Annotated in this window: 11 protein-coding genes; 5 read left to right on the top strand and 6 right to left on the bottom strand. The window is 68.3% G+C overall.

The genetic code is table 11. The annotated features are described in order from the left end of the window. Positions 1–106: 106 nt before the first annotated feature. Positions 107–3,289, bottom strand: coding sequence for an efflux RND transporter permease subunit (locus QMX79_RS08940; protein ID WP_282246426.1), 3,183 nt, complete (start codon positions 3,287–3,289; stop codon positions 107–109). Positions 3,290–3,293: 4 nt separating this feature from the next. Next, positions 3,294–4,424, bottom strand: coding sequence for an efflux RND transporter periplasmic adaptor subunit (locus QMX79_RS08935; protein ID WP_282246425.1), 1,131 nt, complete (start codon positions 4,422–4,424; stop codon positions 3,294–3,296). 123 nt (positions 4,425–4,547) lie between these two features. On the opposite strand from QMX79_RS08935, the gene QMX79_RS08930 reads away from it, so the two are divergent. The 3 genes from QMX79_RS08930 to QMX79_RS08920 all read left to right on the top strand — a co-directional run bounded on the left by QMX79_RS08930 (position 4,548) and on the right by QMX79_RS08920 (position 7,385). Further along, on the top strand, positions 4,548–5,219 hold the full coding sequence (locus tag QMX79_RS08930; RefSeq protein WP_282246424.1) for a TetR/AcrR family transcriptional regulator: 672 nt from the start codon (positions 4,548–4,550) through the stop codon (positions 5,217–5,219). Between the two features lie 137 nt (positions 5,220–5,356). Continuing rightward, positions 5,357–6,007, top strand: a complete 651-nt coding sequence (locus QMX79_RS08925; protein ID WP_282246423.1) for a protein-L-isoaspartate O-methyltransferase — start codon at positions 5,357–5,359, stop codon at positions 6,005–6,007. 16 nt (positions 6,008–6,023) lie between these two features. Then, positions 6,024–7,385 carry a TolC family outer membrane protein gene (locus tag QMX79_RS08920; RefSeq protein ID WP_282246422.1) on the top strand — a complete coding sequence of 454 codons (1,362 nt, stop codon included), beginning with the start codon at positions 6,024–6,026 and terminating at the stop codon, positions 7,383–7,385. 174 nt (positions 7,386–7,559) lie between these two features. On the opposite strand, the gene waaA is transcribed toward QMX79_RS08920, so the two are convergent. After that, positions 7,560–8,858, bottom strand: coding sequence for a lipid IV(A) 3-deoxy-D-manno-octulosonic acid transferase (gene waaA / locus QMX79_RS08915; protein WP_282246421.1), 1,299 nt, complete (start codon positions 8,856–8,858; stop codon positions 7,560–7,562). Between the two features lie 66 nt (positions 8,859–8,924). Here waaA and QMX79_RS08910 point away from each other — a divergent pair, with 66 nt between their 5' ends. Then, on the top strand, positions 8,925–9,845 hold the full coding sequence (locus tag QMX79_RS08910; RefSeq protein ID WP_282246420.1) for an LpxL/LpxP family Kdo(2)-lipid IV(A) lauroyl/palmitoleoyl acyltransferase: 921 nt from the start codon (positions 8,925–8,927) through the stop codon (positions 9,843–9,845). Between the two features lie 10 nt (positions 9,846–9,855). Here the strand turns inward: QMX79_RS08910 and QMX79_RS08905 are convergent, their stop codons facing one another. From QMX79_RS08905 to QMX79_RS08895, 3 genes are read right to left on the bottom strand one after another with little or no spacing between them, the layout of a single operon-like run. After that, entirely contained in the window at positions 9,856–11,166 is a 1,311-nt protein-coding gene (locus tag QMX79_RS08905; protein ID WP_282246427.1) for an O-antigen ligase family protein, read from the bottom strand. Continuing rightward, positions 11,159–12,271, bottom strand: coding sequence for a glycosyltransferase (locus QMX79_RS08900; protein ID WP_282246419.1), 1,113 nt, complete (start codon positions 12,269–12,271; stop codon positions 11,159–11,161). Before QMX79_RS08900 ends, QMX79_RS08905 begins: the two co-directional genes overlap by 8 nt. A gap of 16 nt (positions 12,272–12,287) precedes the next feature. After that, positions 12,288–12,485, bottom strand: coding sequence for a zinc-finger domain-containing protein (locus QMX79_RS08895; RefSeq protein ID WP_068853951.1), 198 nt, complete (start codon positions 12,483–12,485; stop codon positions 12,288–12,290). 325 nt (positions 12,486–12,810) lie between these two features. On the opposite strand from QMX79_RS08895, the gene QMX79_RS08890 reads away from it, so the two are divergent. After that, a complete protein-coding gene (locus QMX79_RS08890) occupies positions 12,811–16,161 on the top strand; it encodes a GH92 family glycosyl hydrolase (protein WP_282246418.1) in 3,351 nt (1,116 codons plus the stop codon). Positions 16,162–16,351: the final 190 nt, after the last annotated feature.

Below are 16,351 nucleotides of genomic sequence, written 5' to 3'. Positions count from 1 at the left end.
CCCGTAGGGACTGTCAAAAACATGGATGTTTTTGCCAAGCCCCCAGGGATGGGTTTACGGCGTGTCCCGTAGGGGGCTGCCCGTCGGCCGCCCCGCCAGGAGTGAATCAAGGCGCCGATGCTTCTTCGGCTTTGCCCGCTTCATCCGGCTTCACCCGGAACCACGCCGCGTACAGCGCCGGCAGGAACACCAGCGTCAGCACGGTGCCCACGATCAACCCGCCCATGATCGAAATCGCCATCGAGCCGTAGAACGCGCTGCGCGACAGCGGGATCATGGCCAGCACCGCGGCAAGCGCGGTCAGCACGATCGGGCGGAAGCGGCGCACGGTGGCGTCGATGATCGCGTGCCAGCGGTCGTGGCCGGCGTCGATGTCCTGCTGGATCTGGTCGATCAGGATCACCGAATTACGCATGATCATGCCCGCCAGCGCGATGGTGCCGAGCAGCGCCACGAACCCGAACGGCGCGCGGAACAGCAGCAGGAACAAGGTTGCGCCGATGATGCCCAGCGGTGCGGTCACCAGCACCATCGCCGCACGCGAGAAGCTGCGCAGCTGCAGCATCAGCAGCGTGGCCACCACGATCAGGAACAGCGGCATGCCGGCCTTGATCGAGTTCTGGCCGCGTGCCGAATCTTCCACCGTGCCGCCGGTTTCCAGCAGGTAGCCGGACGGCAGCTCCGCACGGATGCCTTCCAGCGTCGGCAGGATCTGCTGCACCACGTCCAGCGCCTGGCTGCCATCACCGATATCCGCGCGCACCGTCACCGTCGGCAACCGGTTGCGGTGCCAGATGATGCCGTCCTCGAACACGTATTCCAGGCGCGCCACCTGAGACAGCGTCACCGAGGTGCCGCTGGCCGTGGGAATGGCCAGGCTGCCCAGCATGTCCAGCCGCACCCGCTCGTTGTCCGGCCCGCGCAGCAGCATCTCGATCAGGCGGTTGCCCTCACGGTAGGTGCTCACACTCATGCCCGACAACGACGTGCCCAGCAGCTGGCTCACCTGCGCACTGCTCACGCCCAGCGCACGTGCACGGTCCTGGTCGATCACCAGCCGCACCACCTTGCTCGGCTCGCTCCAGTCCAGGTTCACGTTCATCACGTGCGGGTTCTCGCGCACCTTGGCTTCCACCTTGCGTGCGATCGCCTGCACCTGCTCGATGTGTTCGCCTGAAATGCGCATCTGCACCGGGTAGCCCACCGGCGGGCCGTTCTCCAGTCGGGTCACGCGCATCTGCACGTCCGGGAACTGCGGAATGACCTCCTTCAGCAGCCAGTCGCGGGTGGCCTCACGCGCTTCGGCGTTTTCGGTCAGCACCACGAACTGCGAGAAGTTGGTGGCCGGCAGCTGCTGGTCCAGCGGCAGGTAGAAGCGCGGCGAACCGGTGCCCACGTAGGCCACGTAGTTGCTGATGCCGTCGCGCCCCTTGAGCAGCTTCTCCAGCTTGGTCGCCTGCGCCTGCGTGGCCTGCAGCGACGCGCCTTCGGCCAGCTCGATGTCCACCATCAGTTCCGGGCGGGTCGAATCCGGGAAGAACTGCTGCGGCACGAAGCGGAAGATCAGCAGCGAGAACACGAACAGCGCCGCCGTGGCCGCGATCACCCACCAGCGGTGGCGCAGGCAGGCATCCAGGAAGCGGCGGAAGCGCGTATAGAACGGCCGCTGGTACGGGTCGTGGTCGTGCGCCAGTTCCTTCGGTGCGATCCAGCGCGCGAATGCCGGGTGGCGGTCGGCCCACTGCAGGCGCCTGGCGCGCCAGCGCCCGGCCAGGCTGTCCGGCTTGGGCGGCTGCGGATTGAACAGGTCCGGCAGCATCTTGTCGCCCAGGTACGGAATGAACAGCACCGCCGCGATCCACGACACCACCAGCGCGATGGTCACCACCTGGAACAGCGAACGGGTGTATTCACCGGTGCTGGACGCCGCCGTGGCGATCGGCAGGAAACCGGCCGCGGTGATCAGCGTACCGGTCAGCATCGGGAACGCCGTGCTTTCCCAGGCGAAACTGGCCGCGCGCAGGCGGTCGTAGCCCTGCTCCATCTTGGTGGCCATCATCTCCACCGCGATGATGGCATCGTCCACCAGCAGGCCCAGCGCCAGCACCAGCGCGCCCAGCGAGATCTTGTGCAGGCCGATGTCGAAGTAGTGCATGACGAAGAACGTCATCGCCAGCACCAGCGGAATGGTCACGCCCACCACCAGGCCGGTGCGCAGGCCCAGCGAGAAGAAGCTCACCAGCAGCACGATCACCACCGCTTCGGTGAGCACCTGCACGAACTCGCCCACCGATTCTTCCACCGCGTGCGGCTGGTCGGAGACCTTGCGCAGCTGCATGCCGGCCGGCAGGGTTTTCTGCAGGCGTTCGAATTCCGCATCCAGCGTGGCGCCGAGCTTGAGGATGTCGCCGCCGTCCTTCATCGCCACCGCGATGCCGATGGCGTCTTCACCCATGAAGCGCATTTTCGGCGAGGCCGGGTCGGCGAAGCCGCGCTTGACCTCGGCGATATCGCCCAGGTGCACGGTGCGGTCACCGGCCTGGATCGGGAAGCGGCGGATGTCGTCCACGCTCTGGAACTGGCCGGTCACGCGCAGCTGCACGCGGTCGGTAGGGGTTTCAAAGAAGCTGGTGGCGGCAATCGCGTTCTGGTCGGCCAGTGCCTGCTGCACCTGCTGCAGCGAAACGCCGAGGGTGGCCAGCTTGGTGTTGGACAGCTCGATCCAGACCTTTTCGTCCTGCAGGCCTTCCAGTTCGATCTTGCCCACGTCCGGCACGCGCTGCAGTTCCAGCTGGATGCGGTCGGCGTAATCGCGCATCACCGCGTAGTCGAAGCCCTGCCCGGTCAACGCGTAGATGTTGCCGAAGGTATCGCCGAATTCATCGTTGAAGAACGGGCCGACGATCTCGCGCGGCAGGGTCGGCTTGATGTCGCCCACGCGCTTGCGCACCTGGTACCACAGGTCCGGAATCGCCTTGGAGCGCAGGCTGTCGCGGGCCACGAAGATCACCTGCGATTCGCCCGGGCGCGAGTACGAGCGGATGAACTCGTACTGCCCGGTGTTGAGCAGCGCCTTCTCGATCGGCTCGGTCACCTGGCGCGAGACCTGCTCGGCGGTGGCACCCGGCCACATCGTGCGTACCACCATCACCTTGAAGGTGAACGGCGGATCCTCGGACTGGCCCAGGTGCTTATACGACCACGCACCGATGATCGCGAAGGCCAGCATCGCGAACAGCACCAGCGCGCGGTTGCCCAGCGCCCATTCGGAAAGATTGAAGCGGCGCACGGGGTCAGTGCCCCTTGGCCGGTGCAGCGGGCGTAGCGGCCGGCTTCAGCACCGGGCGGTTCTGCCGATCGACCGGGGTGACCGCCTGGCCGTCGCGCAGCAGGTGCCCGCCGGCGGCCACGACCCAATCCTGCGCGGCCACGCCGGACAGCACCGGCACCGCGTCGGGGCCATAGGCACCCACGGTCACCGGCGTCGCCTTGATCGCGCCGTTGGACGGGTTCACCACCCACACGCTGGCCTTGCCATCGGCGCCGCGCAGCACCGCGCCCAGCGGCAGCTGCAGCGTGCCGGTGCGGCCGGCGGCGGCGAACACGCGCGCGCTCTGGCCCAGCTCCACTTCAGCGGCTGCTTCCGGCGCCAGGCTGACCCGGGTGGCGTAGGTACGCGCCTGCGCATCGGCGGCCGGGGCGATCTCGCGGATCGTGCCCGGCAGCATCTGGCCCGGCTTGTTCCACAGCTCCACCTGCACCTCCTGGCCGACCTGGTAATCGCGGATGTTGCTTTCCGGCAGGGCGATCAGCACCTCGCGTCCGCCGTCGGCGGCCAGGGTGAACACCGTCTGCCCGGCGCCGACCACCTGCCCGGCTTCGGCCTGGCGGCTGGCGATCACGCCATCGGCCGGTGCGCGCAGCTGCGCGTAGCCGGTCTGGTTGCGGGCCACCGCCAGGTTGGCGCGGGCGGCATTGGCCTGGCCCTGCGCGGCCTTGAAGGCGGCGGTCTGTGCATCCAGGGTGGACTGGCTGACCAGCTGCTGCTCGGCCAGCTTCGCGTAGCGCTTCTGGTCATCGCGGGCGCGCACCAGGTCGGCTTCGGCCGCGGCCAGCTGCGCCTGCGAGGCGCTTGCCTGCGAGGCGAAATCGGCAGCATCCAGTTCGGCCAGCAGGTCGCCCTTGCGCACGCGCTGGCCGGCATCGACGTGGCGCTTGATCAGGTTGCCCCCGACCCGGAACGACAGCGGGCTTTCCTGCAGGGCATGCACCTCACCCGGGTAGGCCGCCACTTCCTGGCCGCTCACCGTGCCCGGCTGCACCACCAGCACCGGGATCGGTGCGGCCGGCTCGGCATCCTGTTTGCCACACGCTGCCAGCATCAACGCCAGCAGGCCACTGCCCATCCATCGCAAGTTGTTCATGAGGTCCTGGACCTTGAAGTACCGGGGGAGACCGTCTGGAAGCGACACTCTATTCCATGACGGCCAATAGTGAACCAGTCGGTATAGTATAAATATCGAACCGATTGGTCTAGTATTGTTTGCATGACCGATCCGACCACTTCCGCCGTGCCGTCCAAGCCTGCCGCCAAGGCAGCCGGACCCGGCCGCCCCAAGGATCTGGGCAAGCGCGCAGCCATCCTCGACGCGGCCAAGGCATTGTTCGTGGACCAGGGGTATGGCGGCGTCAGCATGGACAGCATCGCGGCCCAGGCCGGCGTTTCCAAGCTGACCGTTTACAGCCATTTCGGCGACAAAGAGACCCTTTTCACCGAAGCTGTGAAGTCCACCTGCATGGAGATGCTGCCGGACGCGCTGTTCGTCACCGACGCCGACGGCGCGCTGCGCGAGCAGCTGCTGGGCATCGGCCGGGCGTTCTTCACCATGATCACCTCGCCGGCCGCCGTGGCCGTGCAGCGGGTGATGATGGCCCCCGATACCGACGACCGCATCCGCGAGATGTTCTGGGTGGCCGGCCCGCAGCGCACCAGCGATGCCCTGGCCGAGTTCCTGCGGGCCCGCACCGAGCGTGGCGAACTGGAGATCAGCGACTTCCAGACCGCCGCCCTGCAGTTCTTCACCCTCATCAAAGGCGAGCTGCATACGCATATGATGTGCGGGCTGCGAACGGCCCCGGCCGAGTGCGACGCCGACGCCCATGTCGAGGCCAGCGTGACCTTCTTCCTGAGGGCTTACGCCACCCGCCCCGGGCGGTGATGACAACATGAATGGACCGGAGGTCGCGGTGACTTCCGGCACTGCGACCCCGGCGCGACGGCAGCGATGCTCTCAGCGCGCCGCCGGCTCCCGGCACCGGTAAAATGGCCGGCCCACTGCGCTGGATTAAGAACCTCATGACGATCGATTACGCCCACGCCCGCGAACTGATGGTTGAACAGCAGATCCGTCCCTGGGACGTGCTGGACATCCGTGTGCTCGACGTACTGGCACGTTTGCCGCGCGAGGCGTTTGTCGCCGATGCGAACCGTACCCTCGCCTATACCGATGTCGAGCTGCCGCTGGGCGACGACCGCAAGATGATGAAGCCGGTCATCGAAGGCCGCACCCTGCAGGCGCTGAACCTGCAGCCGGGCGATGAAGTGCTGGAAATCGGCACCGGCAGCGGCTACCTCAGCGCCTGCATGGGCGCCCTGGCCCGCGAAGTGCTCAGCCTGGAAATCGACCCGGCCCTGGCCGAGGCCGCGCGTGCGCGCCTGGATGTCACCGGCCTGGGTACCAACGTCCGCATTGAAACTGCCGATGCCCTGACCTGGGACACCGAGCGCCGCTTCGACGCCGTCTGCGTTACCGGCGCGGTGGAGACCATCCCCGCGCGCTTCACCCAGTGGCTGCGTCCCGGTGGCCGCCTGTTCGTGATCCGTGGCCATTCGCCGGCAATGGAAGCGGTGCTGGTCAATGCCGATGGCAGCATCAGCGATTCGCTGTTTGAAACCGATATCGATTACCTGCGCGGTGCCGCGCCGGCACCCCAGTTCCACCTCTGAGTCCAAGGAAGCCGCAATGATCCGCCGATCCCTCGCTATTGCGCTGGCCGCCGCCCTGCTGCCGATGACCGCCTCTGCCGCCGACCTGCTGCAGGTCTACGAAATGGCGCGCAACGGCGATCCGCAGCTGTCTGCGGCTGAATCGACCCGTCTGTTCGACAAGGAAGGCGCCGTGCAGGCCCGTGCCGCACTGCTGCCGCAGATCAATGGCGAGGCTTCGCTCACGCAGAACCGCACCACGCCGAACCACGACGTCAGCTCCACCTCGTTCACCACCAAGAACCGCAACTACGGCCTGAGCGCGTCGCAGACGCTGTTCAACTGGACGCAGATCTCCAACCTGCGTTCGCAGCGCGAGCTGAGCAAGGCGGCGGACTTCACCCTGGACTCGGCCAACGACGACCTGATCACGCGCACCTCGGCGGCGTACTTCAACGTGCTGGTGGGCATCGAATCGCTGTCGGCGGCGCAGACCAATGAAGCGGCGGCCAAGAAGCAGTTCGACTTCGCCGACAAGCGCCTGGAAGTGGGCCTGGCCCCGATCACCGACGTGCATGAAGCGCGCGCCCAGTACGACCAGGCCCGCGCCAACACGATCATTGCGCAGAACACCCTGGCCGACGCCTACCAGGCGCTGACCGAACTGACCGGCCAGCCGGTCACCGACCTGCGCGCCCTGCCGGCCGACTTCCGCCCGGAACTGCCGGCCAAGTACGCCACCGTTGACCAGCTGGTCAACGAAGCAGTTGCCCAGAACCCGGCGCTGAAGTCGCAGGAGCTGAAGGTGAGTGCGGCCGAATCGAGCGTGTCCGCCGCACGCGGTGGCCACTACCCGACCCTGTCGCTGGGTGCCACCGCCGGCCGTTCGGCCAGCTGGGGTGACGTGGTGGGCAGCGGTTCGAACTTCAGCCCGGACCAGCGCAGCAACAGCATCGGCCTGACCCTGAGCGTGCCAATCTTCTCCGGCGGCGCCACCCAGTCCGGCGTGCGCCAGGCCCTGGCCCAGCGCGATATCGCCCAGGACGGTTACGAGCAGCAGAAGCGCGCCCTGGACCGCAACACCCGCAACGCCTACCAGACCCTGGTGGCCGGCATCAGCGAAGTGGAAGCGCGCCGCCTGGCGGTGGTCTCGGCGCAGAGCGCGTACGACGCGTCGCAGGTCGGCCTGGAAGTGGGTACCCGCACCGTGCTGGACGTGATCCAGAACCAGCGCATCCTGTTCTCGGCCCAGCTCGAGTACGCCAACGCCCGCTACACCTTCCTGCAGAACCGTCTGCTGTTGGGCCAGGCAGTCGGCACGCTGGACATCGCCGACCTGCAGGACATCAACCGCCTGCTGACCCTGCAGGCCGCAACGCCGAGCACCCAGGTCAGGTAAACGTCATCGCATGCGCGCTGACGCCCCACGGTTCGCTACGCAAACCGTGGGCCCCTGCCTTACCAGCACCCAGACCCCCACCGCTTCGCGGTCGCCCCCTGACTCAGGGGGCTTTCCTCCAGATGCATCCCGGTAGCGCCGGCCGTCGGCCGGCCCACGGAGTGACGAAGTCGTTCATTCCAGCGGCGGTGGCAGCTGCGGGGCGATCAACTCGACCGTGCGCTTGAGCGCGCCACGGCCGTTGCTGACCAACGCACACCCTGCACTGGCCATGTCTTCCCGTGCTTCCGGATCGCGCAGCAGGGTGAGCAGTGCATCGCCCACGCCTGCCACGTCGTCGGCGATCAACACCGCGCCCGCTTCGCGCATGCGCCGGGAGATCTCGGCGAAGTTATGCAGGTGCGGGCCGGTCACCGTGGCGGTGCCCATTGCCGCCGGCTCGAGCAGGTTGTGGCCGCCGATCGGCTGCAGGCTGCCACCGACGAACGCCACCTGCGCGCAGCCGTAGAACGCCATCAGCTCGCCCAGCGTATCGATCACGAACACATCGCTGTCGGCCTGCGGCCAGCGTTGCTGGCGGCGCGTGCTGACCTTCCAGCCCTGCTCGCGTGCCAGCGCTTCCACGCGCGGGAAGCGTTCGGGATGGCGCGGCGCCCACAACAGCAACAGGCCAGGAATTTCCTGGCGCAGGCGGCGGTGCAGGTCGATGGTGGCCTGTTCCTCGCCTTCGTGCGTGCTGGCCGCGATCCACACCGGGCGCGTGCCGGGCACGGCGGCGTGGAAATCGGCGGTGAACTCGCGCACGTTCGGCGTGGCGATGTCGAACTTCAGGTTGCCCAGCGGCTGCACCTGTTCGGGCAGCGCACCGAGCTGGATGAAGCGCTCGGCGTCGTCGGCAGACTGCGCGGCCACGCAGGTAACCGTGCGCAGGGTGCGCCCGATCAGCGGGCGCAGCAGGCGGTAGCCGCGCAGCGAGCGCGCCGACAGCCGGGCATTGAGGATGTACACCGGAATGTCGCGGTCGCGGCAGCCGAACAGCAGGTTCGGCCACAGCTCGGTTTCCAGGATCAGCGCCAGGCTGGGCTTGAAGTGGCCCAGGAAGCGGCCGACGCTGCCCGGTACGTCATACGGCAGGTACACGTGGTCGACCGCATCGCCCCACAGCGAGCGGACCCGTTCCGAGCCAGTGGGGGTGATGGTGGTGATCACCCAGCGGATGTCCGGGCGCAGCTGGCGCAGCGCATTGACCAGCGGCGCGGCCGCATTCACTTCGCCCACCGACACCGCATGCAGCCAGACCCGCGGCTGCGCGGTGGAATCGGGGTAGGAAGCGTAGCGCTCGTCCCAGCGCTGGAAGTACTCGCGCACCCGGAAACCGCGCCAGACCAGGTGGTACACGGTGATCGGCAACAACAGGTACAGCACGACCGAATACAGGCCGCGCAGGATCCATTCGACGGGACTTTTACGCATGCGCAGAGGATACGGGAGCGGCGTTGCTGACGCACCCCGACAGGCGCATGACTTAGAATCGGGGGTATGTCAGATAACGCTTCCACCGCCACCCGGCCGTCCCTGCGCAATCCCCGCCACTGGCCGACCTTCGCTTTCATGCTGGTCGCCTTCGCCGTGGCCCGCCTGCCCTGGGGCCTGCAGCGCGCGCTCGGGCGCGGGGTGGGCACCGTGGCCTACCGGCTGGCCGGCAGCCGCCGGCGCGCGGCCGAGGTGAACCTCAAGCTGTGCTTCCCCGAAAAGGACGACGCCTGGCGCCAGCGCCTGCTGCGTGACAGCTTCGACGCGCTGGGCGTGGGCATCTTCGAATTCGCCCGGGCCTGGTGGGGCAGCATCGACAGCATCCGCCCCAAGGTGCAGGTGGAAGGCCTGGAGCACCTGCACCGCATGCAGGCCGAGGGCCGTGGCGTGCTGCTGGTGTCGGGCCACTTCATGACCCTGGAGATGTGTGGGCGGTTGCTGTGCGACCACGTCGACCTGTCGGGCATGTACCGCAAGCACCGCAACCCGGTGTACGAGTGGGCGGTGAAGTTCGGCCGGCTGCGCTATGCCAAGGCGATGTATGCCAACGAGGACATCCGCGCCACGGTGCGGCACCTGAAGAAGGGTGGCTTCCTGTGGTACGCGCCGGACCAGGACATGCGCGGCAAGGACACCGTGTTCGTGCCGTTCTTCGGTCACACCGCCTCGACCATCACCGCCACCCACCAGCTGGCGCGGATGACCGGCTGCGCGGTGATTCCGTATTTCCACCGCCGCGAAGGCGGGAAGTATTTCCTGAAGATCGGCGCGCCGCTGGAGAACTTCCCCAGCGAGGATGTGGAAGCCGACACCGCACGGGTCAACCAGGCCATCGAAGCGATGGTGCGCGAGGCCCCGGACCAGTACCTGTGGATCCACCGCCGCTTCAAGCGCCAGCCCGGCGGCCGCAGTAATTTCTACAAATAACGCGGTCGCATTACGGGTCGTCGCTGGCCAGCAGGCTGCCTGCGTAGAGGGCGGCGAGCAGCAAGGTGAGGCCGCCCCAGAACGTGGAATAGAACGCCAGGTGGGTGTTGAACGGGAACACCGTGACCGCCAGGGCAAGCATCGCCGGGCGGGCGCGTTCGCGCGCCGGTAGCGGGGCGAAGCGCCACGCGCGCCACGCCTGCGCCGCAGCCGCCAGCCACAGCAGCAAGCCGAGCACGCCGGTTTCGGCCAGGATCTCCAGCAGGATCTGGTGCGCGTGCAACGCCGGGCCGGCGCCCCACACTTCCTGTTCTTCAGGGCGCGGATTGCAGTCGGGGTAGGCATCGCGGAAACCCCGTGCGCCTACGCCGTTGATCGGATGCTGCTCGATCATGCAGCCCGCCGCAGCCCAGATCTGCGCGCGCCCGGACAATGCCTGGTTCACGCCATCACTCTCGCCTTCCCACGCCATCGCGGTGCGTTCCAGCCGCTCGCGTACCTGGTGCGAGCCAGCGGCAAGTGCCACCGCCGCTGCGAGTCCCACCGCCACGCAGGCCAGCAGGCCGCGCGCGCCGAGCAGGCGCCAGCCGGAAAACACCAGCACCAGCGCATAGGTCAGCCACGCCGCGCGCGAGCCGGCCAATACCAGCACGGCACCGACGGCGGCGGCCACCCCCATCCAGCCCCAACGGCCGAAGCGTGCGGCAGCGGCAAACAGCAGGAACGGCGACAGGCTGGCCAGCACCTGGCCGAATTTCAGGTTGCACGGCCCCAGCACGCCACTCAGGCGATCGGCTGCCGCCATCTCCGCCGGCGGGCACAGGCCATGGCCACTGATCGCCCATTTCAACTGGTCCATCGACCAGAACAACGGGCTGGTACCGAACGCGGCCTGCGCCAGTGCATCCAGCGTCCACACCCCGGTGATGATCGCGATGCCCTTCAGGGTCAGCGCCCGCCGCTCCGGCGTTGCCACCGCGATCGCCACCAGCCACATGAAGGGCAGGTAGCGCAGGCCGGCGGCGGTCTTGCGCCACGCCGTGCCCGGATCGATCGCATCGAAGGCGGAAAACGCCTGCGGCAGCCAGTAGCCCAGGAACAGGATGCTGGTCAGCGCCCACGCCGGGCTGCTGAGCATGCGCTGCTTGCCCTGCAGGCGCAGCTGGATCATGCGTGCGGCGGCGTAGATCGCGCCCAGGCCCAGCACGGTTTCGGCAATGCCCGGCAGCGGCAGCAACGCCACGAACGCGATGACCCACCACGGCGCCCAGCGGCCCGCGCGGAAGCCCGGCGAACCGGGCGCCCTGACCGGCTCAGCCAGCGAGGGAGGTATAGAGCTGGAGCGTGTCACGTTGCATCGCCTGCAGGGTGAACGGAATACGCGAGGGCAGCGACGGCGGCTGCGCCAGCAACTGCAGCGCACGCGCCTGCAATGCCCCGGCGTCGCCCAAGGGTACCGCGCCGGATGGTTGGAGGTGTTGCAGCAGCTCGCCCACCCCACCCTGGTTCCAGCCCAGTACAGGTCGGCCCACTGACAGCGCTTCGACCACGGTGCGGCCAAAGGCCTCCGGCTTGTCGGACAGCTGCAGCACCAGATCGCTGGCCGCATAGGCTTCGGCGATGCGCGACGTGGGCGCGGTCATCAGCACCGCATCGGCGATGCCCATGCTGCGCGCCTGTGCTTCCAGCTCGGCCGCGTAGCGCTCACGCCCCGGCTCGCGGGTGCCCGGCATCCACAGCAGCGCCGGCACGCCGGCAGCATGCAGCCCGGCCAGCAGCCCCAGCGCATGGTGATGCCCCTTCAGGCGGGTGCCACGCCCCGGCAACAACAGCAGCGGCGCATCGCCGGCCAGCGTTGGATGCTGCGCAGCCACCGCCAGGCGCGGGCGCCGGTCCTGCCGGCCCACGCGCGGGAACTGCGCGGTATCCACGCCACGCGGAATCACCTGCAGGCGCTCGGGCGGCACGCTCGGGTAATGCTGGAGCACGAATTCGCGCACGCAGTTGGACACGCAGATCACCCGTTCGCCGCTGGTCATCACCGCGCTGTAGCGGCTGGGCGAATTCAAGCCATGCACCGTGGTGACCCAGTGCGGGCGGGCGGCCGCCGGCAGGTTGCGCACGGCGTAGTAGCCCAGCCAGGCCGGCAGCCGCGAGCGCGCATGCACGATGTCCGCGCCGGTTTCGGCCAGCAGGTTGCGCAGCGTGCGCACATGGCGCAGCGTCCACAGCGATTTGCGGCCGATATCCAGGGTGAGGTGTTCGGCGCCACTGGCCAGCAGCGGCTCGACCAGCCGGCCACCGGCAGAGACCACGATGGCGCGGTGCCCGGCCACGACCAGCGCGGCGGCAATTTCCAGCGTAGAGCGCTCAACCCCGCCGGAGTGCAGCGCCGGCAGCAGCTGCACCACGGTCAGTCGGCGCACGTTCGGTTCCGCCTGCTCAGTCGGCCAGCACGAAGACCGAACCGCAGTACGGGCACGCGGCTTCGCAGTTCGGCTCGTCTTCGATCGGCAGGTACACGCGCGGGTGCGAGTTCCACAGCGCCATCTCCGGCGTCGGGCAGCTCAGCGGCAGGTCGCTGCGGTGCACGGTGTAACGCTTTTCGGCATTGGCGGGCGCGGTGGCGGTATGGCTCATGGCGGGGCACGGAAAGGAATTGCGAGGGGCTCGATTCTAGCACCCGGGGCGCCGGGCGCGGCGCGGCCGGTTCCGTGCGGGACGTCACGGGCAAAACGCCGATATGCGATTTTTCCGGGTTTAGATCGAACTAATTTCACTTGCCAGACCCGCTCCGGGTGTTGCAGGATCGGGTGCGTTCCGATCAAACACCCGATCGCATGGCCCGTCCCCCGCCGGACCTGCATCGCTTCGACTGCCCTTGCGGGCGGCCGGCGTGGTGCTGTCTGCCGAGGTCGCCGATGCGGGCTCCGCCTGCCGCCTGTCCCACCCGGGAGATCCCTGCATGACCCTGCCGCACCCCCGCCCTGCCCGCCGCGCCCTGCTTCCGCTGGCCCTCGCCCTGGCCTGCGCGCCGGTGGCCCTGCCCGCCTTCGCGCAGGGCCTGCAGACCTCCTTCGAGCCGGGCGAACCGGCCCCGCAGGCCAGCAAGGGCGGCGTGCAGCTGAAGACCGGCAAGGGCCCGGAAGCGCCATATGCGGCCAAGCCCGGGGTCGGCTACAGCGGACTGCGTGCCCTGCACTACGCCAGTGCCGGTGGCAGCGCCACCACCACGCTGTTCACCACCGATGTGACCATCGACGCCGACACCACGCTGTCCTGGCTGGTGCTGCCGGAGATCGTGGGCGAGGACACGGTGGCCTCCACCTATGTCTCGCTGGACCTGGTGCTGGACGACGGCAGCCGGGTCTCGGCCAGCGCCGCGCGCGACCTGCACGGCATCGCGCTCGGCGCCAGGGCCCAGGGCGATTCCAAGACCCTCTACCCGCAGCAATGGGCGCACAAGTCGGTGCGTTTGGGCGACGTGGAGGCGCTGCGCGGGCGCCGCGTGGTCGCCATCGAACTCGATCTGGGCAGCGCCACCAACGCACCGGTCTCGGGCTGGATCGACGACGTGCGCCTGGACAGCCAGCCGCGCACCGCCCCGGCCCGCCCCTCCGACTGGGTGCTCACCACCCGCGGCACCCAGGCCAACGGCACCTTCTCGCGCGGCAACAACTTCCCGGCCACCGCCGTACCGCACGGGTTCAACTTCTGGACCCCGGTGACCGACGCCGGCGCGCTGAACTGGCTGTACCGCTGGAACGAGCAGAACAACGCGGCCAACCGCCCGCAGCTGCAGGCACTGGCCCTGAGCCACCAGCCCAGCCCGTGGATGGGCGACCGCCAGACCTTCCAGGTGATGCCGTCGGCCACCCGTGGCGTGCCGAACGCGGACCGCGCCAAGCGTGCGTTGTCGTTCTCACGCGACAACGAAAGCGCGCGCCCGTACCGCTATGCGGTGCGCTTCGACAACGGCATTGCCGCCGCCATCGCGCCAACCGACCACGCCGCGCTGTTCCAGTTCGATTTCCCCAAGGACGGCGATGCCAACCTGCTGTTCGACAACGTCGACGCGCGTGGCGGGCTCACGTTGGATGCGGCCACGCAGACGCTGTCGGGCTACACCGATACGCGCAGCGGGCTGTCCAACGGCGCCACCCGCATGTACGTGGTGGCCAGCTTCGACCGGCCGTGGCGCAGCAGCGGCACCATCGCCAGCGGCCGGCCCACCGGCTACATCAAGTTCGACCCGGGCAGCGACCGTCGCGTGACCATGCGCATCGCCACCTCGCTGATCTCGGTCGAGCAGGCCCGCCACAACCTGGCGCTGGAACTGGCCAGCGATGACACCTTGGCCACCGTCGCCGCCCGCGCACAGGATGCCTGGGACCAGCGCCTGGCCCGCTTCGACATCGGCCAGGCCAGCGACGACCAGAAGACCACGCTGTATTCCAGCCTGTACCGCCTGTACCTGTACCCGAATTCCGGCTTCGAGAACGCCGGTACCGCTGCCGCCCCGGACTGGCGTTACGCCAGCCAGGCCAGCGCCGCCGACGACAACACCGATGGCAGCGCGGTGCGCAGCTTCGCGCCGATCCGCGATGGCAAGGTGTACGTCAACAACGGTTTCTGGGACACCTTCCGCACCACCTGGCCGGCGTACGCGCTGTTCACTCCGGACGATGCCGGGCAGCTGGTGCAGGGCTTCCTGGAGCAGTACCGCGCCGGTGGCTGGGTGGCGCGCTGGTCCTCGCCGGGCTATGCCGACCTGATGGTGGGCACCAGTTCGGACGTGGCCTTCGCCGATGCCTACCTCAAGGGCATCAAGGGCTTCGATCCGGACGAGGCGTACCAGGCCGCATTGAAGAACGCCACCGTGGTGCCGCCGGATCGCCATGTCGGCCGCAAGGGCATGGATAAATCCACGTTCCGTGGCTACGCCAGCGCCGACGTGCACGAAGGCATGTCGTGGACGATGGAAGGCGCGCTCAACGATTTCGGCATCGCCAACATGGCCACCGCGCTGGCAAAAACCGCCGACAGCCCGGCCGCACGCGAGCGCTACACCACCGAAGCGGATTACTTCCGCGCCCGCGCCGGCACCTACGCCACCGTGTTCGACCCGGCCGCCGGCTTCTTCCAGGGCCGCAAGGACGATGGCAGCTGGCGCGTGGCTGCAAAGGACTACGACGCGCGCGTGTGGGGCCACGACTACACCGAATCCAACGGCTGGACGTTCGCCTTCACTGCCGCGCACGATGGCGAAGGCTTGGCCGGCCTGTACGGCGGCCGCGAGAAGCTGGCCGAGAAGCTGGATACGTTCTTCAGCACGCCGGAAACCGCCGACCCGACGTTCTCCGGTTCCTACGGCGGCACCATCCATGAAATGACCGAAGCGCGCGATGTGCGCATGGGCATGTACGCACACAGCAACCAGCCCTCGCACCACATTCCGTGGATGTACCTGTACGCCGGGAAGCCGTGGAAGACCCAGCAGCACGTGCGCGAGATCCTGTCGCGGCTGTACGTGGGCAGCGAGATCGGCCAGGGCTACCCCGGCGATGAAGACAACGGCGAAACCTCGGCGTGGTACGTGCTGGCCTCGCTGGGCCTGTACCCGCTGCGCATGGGCTCTCCGGAATACGCGATCGGCTCGCCGGCGTTCAAGCATGCCAAGGTGGAACTGCAGGGCGGCGCGGTGCTGACCGTGAACGCTCCGGAAAACTCGGACCGCAACATCTACGTGCAGTCGCTGAAGATCAACGGCCAGCCGTGGACGAAGACGTGGGTGCCCCACGATGTGATCGCCAAGGGCGCGACGCTGGACTTCGAGATGGGTCCGGCGCCGTCCAAGTGGGGCACCGGGCCGGACGATGCGCCGCGCTCGTTGACCGCGCGGGGTGAACGCCCGGCGATTCTGCATGACCTGCTGGGCAGCGGCGCGCGTGCGCAGCTGGACGATGGGAAGGTGCTGGCGGCGCTGACCGATGATGATGCCGGCACCGTGGTGCCGTTCGGCGGCAAGGGCAGCGTGGTGTTCACGGGCGTGACCGATGGCACGCCGTCGATGTACACGCTGACCAGCGGCAATGCGCCGATCCGGGGCGGAAAGTGGACCCTGGAAGCGCGCAAGGCCGGGGGCAGCTGGGTCACGCTGGACCAGCGCAGCGGTGAAACGTTCGAGTGGCAGCAGCAGACCCGCCCGTTCCGGATTGCCAAGCCGGGCCGTTATGCCGAATACCGGTTGCGGATCGAGGGGCCGGGGCGGATGCAGTTGGCCGAGGTGGAGCTGCTGGCGCCTGCCGCACCGTGAAGAAAAGGGGGCGCGATGCGCCCCCTTTTGGTTTACCTGCCGCTTACAAGACCCGCATACAACGCGAACAACTGCTTGAAGTACCGCTTTGCAGGACGAGTGCGCATGGCGCCGTTCCAGAGGGGGGGAAGTGGTCGGGCCCAGGGTGGCGGGGTCCAGCGGACCACCGCCACGGCCGGGCCGCGTGGGG

The sequence above is a fragment of the Stenotrophomonas sp. PS02300 genome (assembly GCF_029959395.1).
Taxonomy (GTDB): Bacteria; Pseudomonadota; Gammaproteobacteria; order Xanthomonadales; family Xanthomonadaceae; genus Stenotrophomonas; species Stenotrophomonas maltophilia_AD.
This window is presented reverse-complemented; position numbering and strand designations above follow the sequence as displayed.

Excerpts from the sequence above, each read along its gene's own strand:
- QMX79_RS08895 (WP_068853951.1), bottom strand. The coding sequence starts at position 12,485 with ATGAGCCATACCGCCACCGCGCCCGCCAATGCCGAAAAGCGTTACACC.
- QMX79_RS08920 (WP_282246422.1), top strand. The coding sequence starts at position 6,024 with ATGATCCGCCGATCCCTCGCTATTGCGCTGGCCGCCGCCCTGCTGCCG.
- QMX79_RS08925 (WP_282246423.1), top strand. The coding sequence starts at position 5,357 with ATGACGATCGATTACGCCCACGCCCGCGAACTGATGGTTGAACAGCAG.
- QMX79_RS08910 (WP_282246420.1), top strand. The coding sequence starts at position 8,925 with ATGTCAGATAACGCTTCCACCGCCACCCGGCCGTCCCTGCGCAATCCC.
- waaA (WP_282246421.1), bottom strand. The coding sequence starts at position 8,858 with ATGCGTAAAAGTCCCGTCGAATGGATCCTGCGCGGCCTGTATTCGGTC.
- QMX79_RS08935 (WP_282246425.1), bottom strand. The coding sequence starts at position 4,424 with ATGAACAACTTGCGATGGATGGGCAGTGGCCTGCTGGCGTTGATGCTG.
- QMX79_RS08890 (WP_282246418.1), top strand. The coding sequence starts at position 12,811 with ATGACCCTGCCGCACCCCCGCCCTGCCCGCCGCGCCCTGCTTCCGCTG.
- QMX79_RS08930 (WP_282246424.1), top strand. The coding sequence starts at position 4,548 with ATGACCGATCCGACCACTTCCGCCGTGCCGTCCAAGCCTGCCGCCAAG.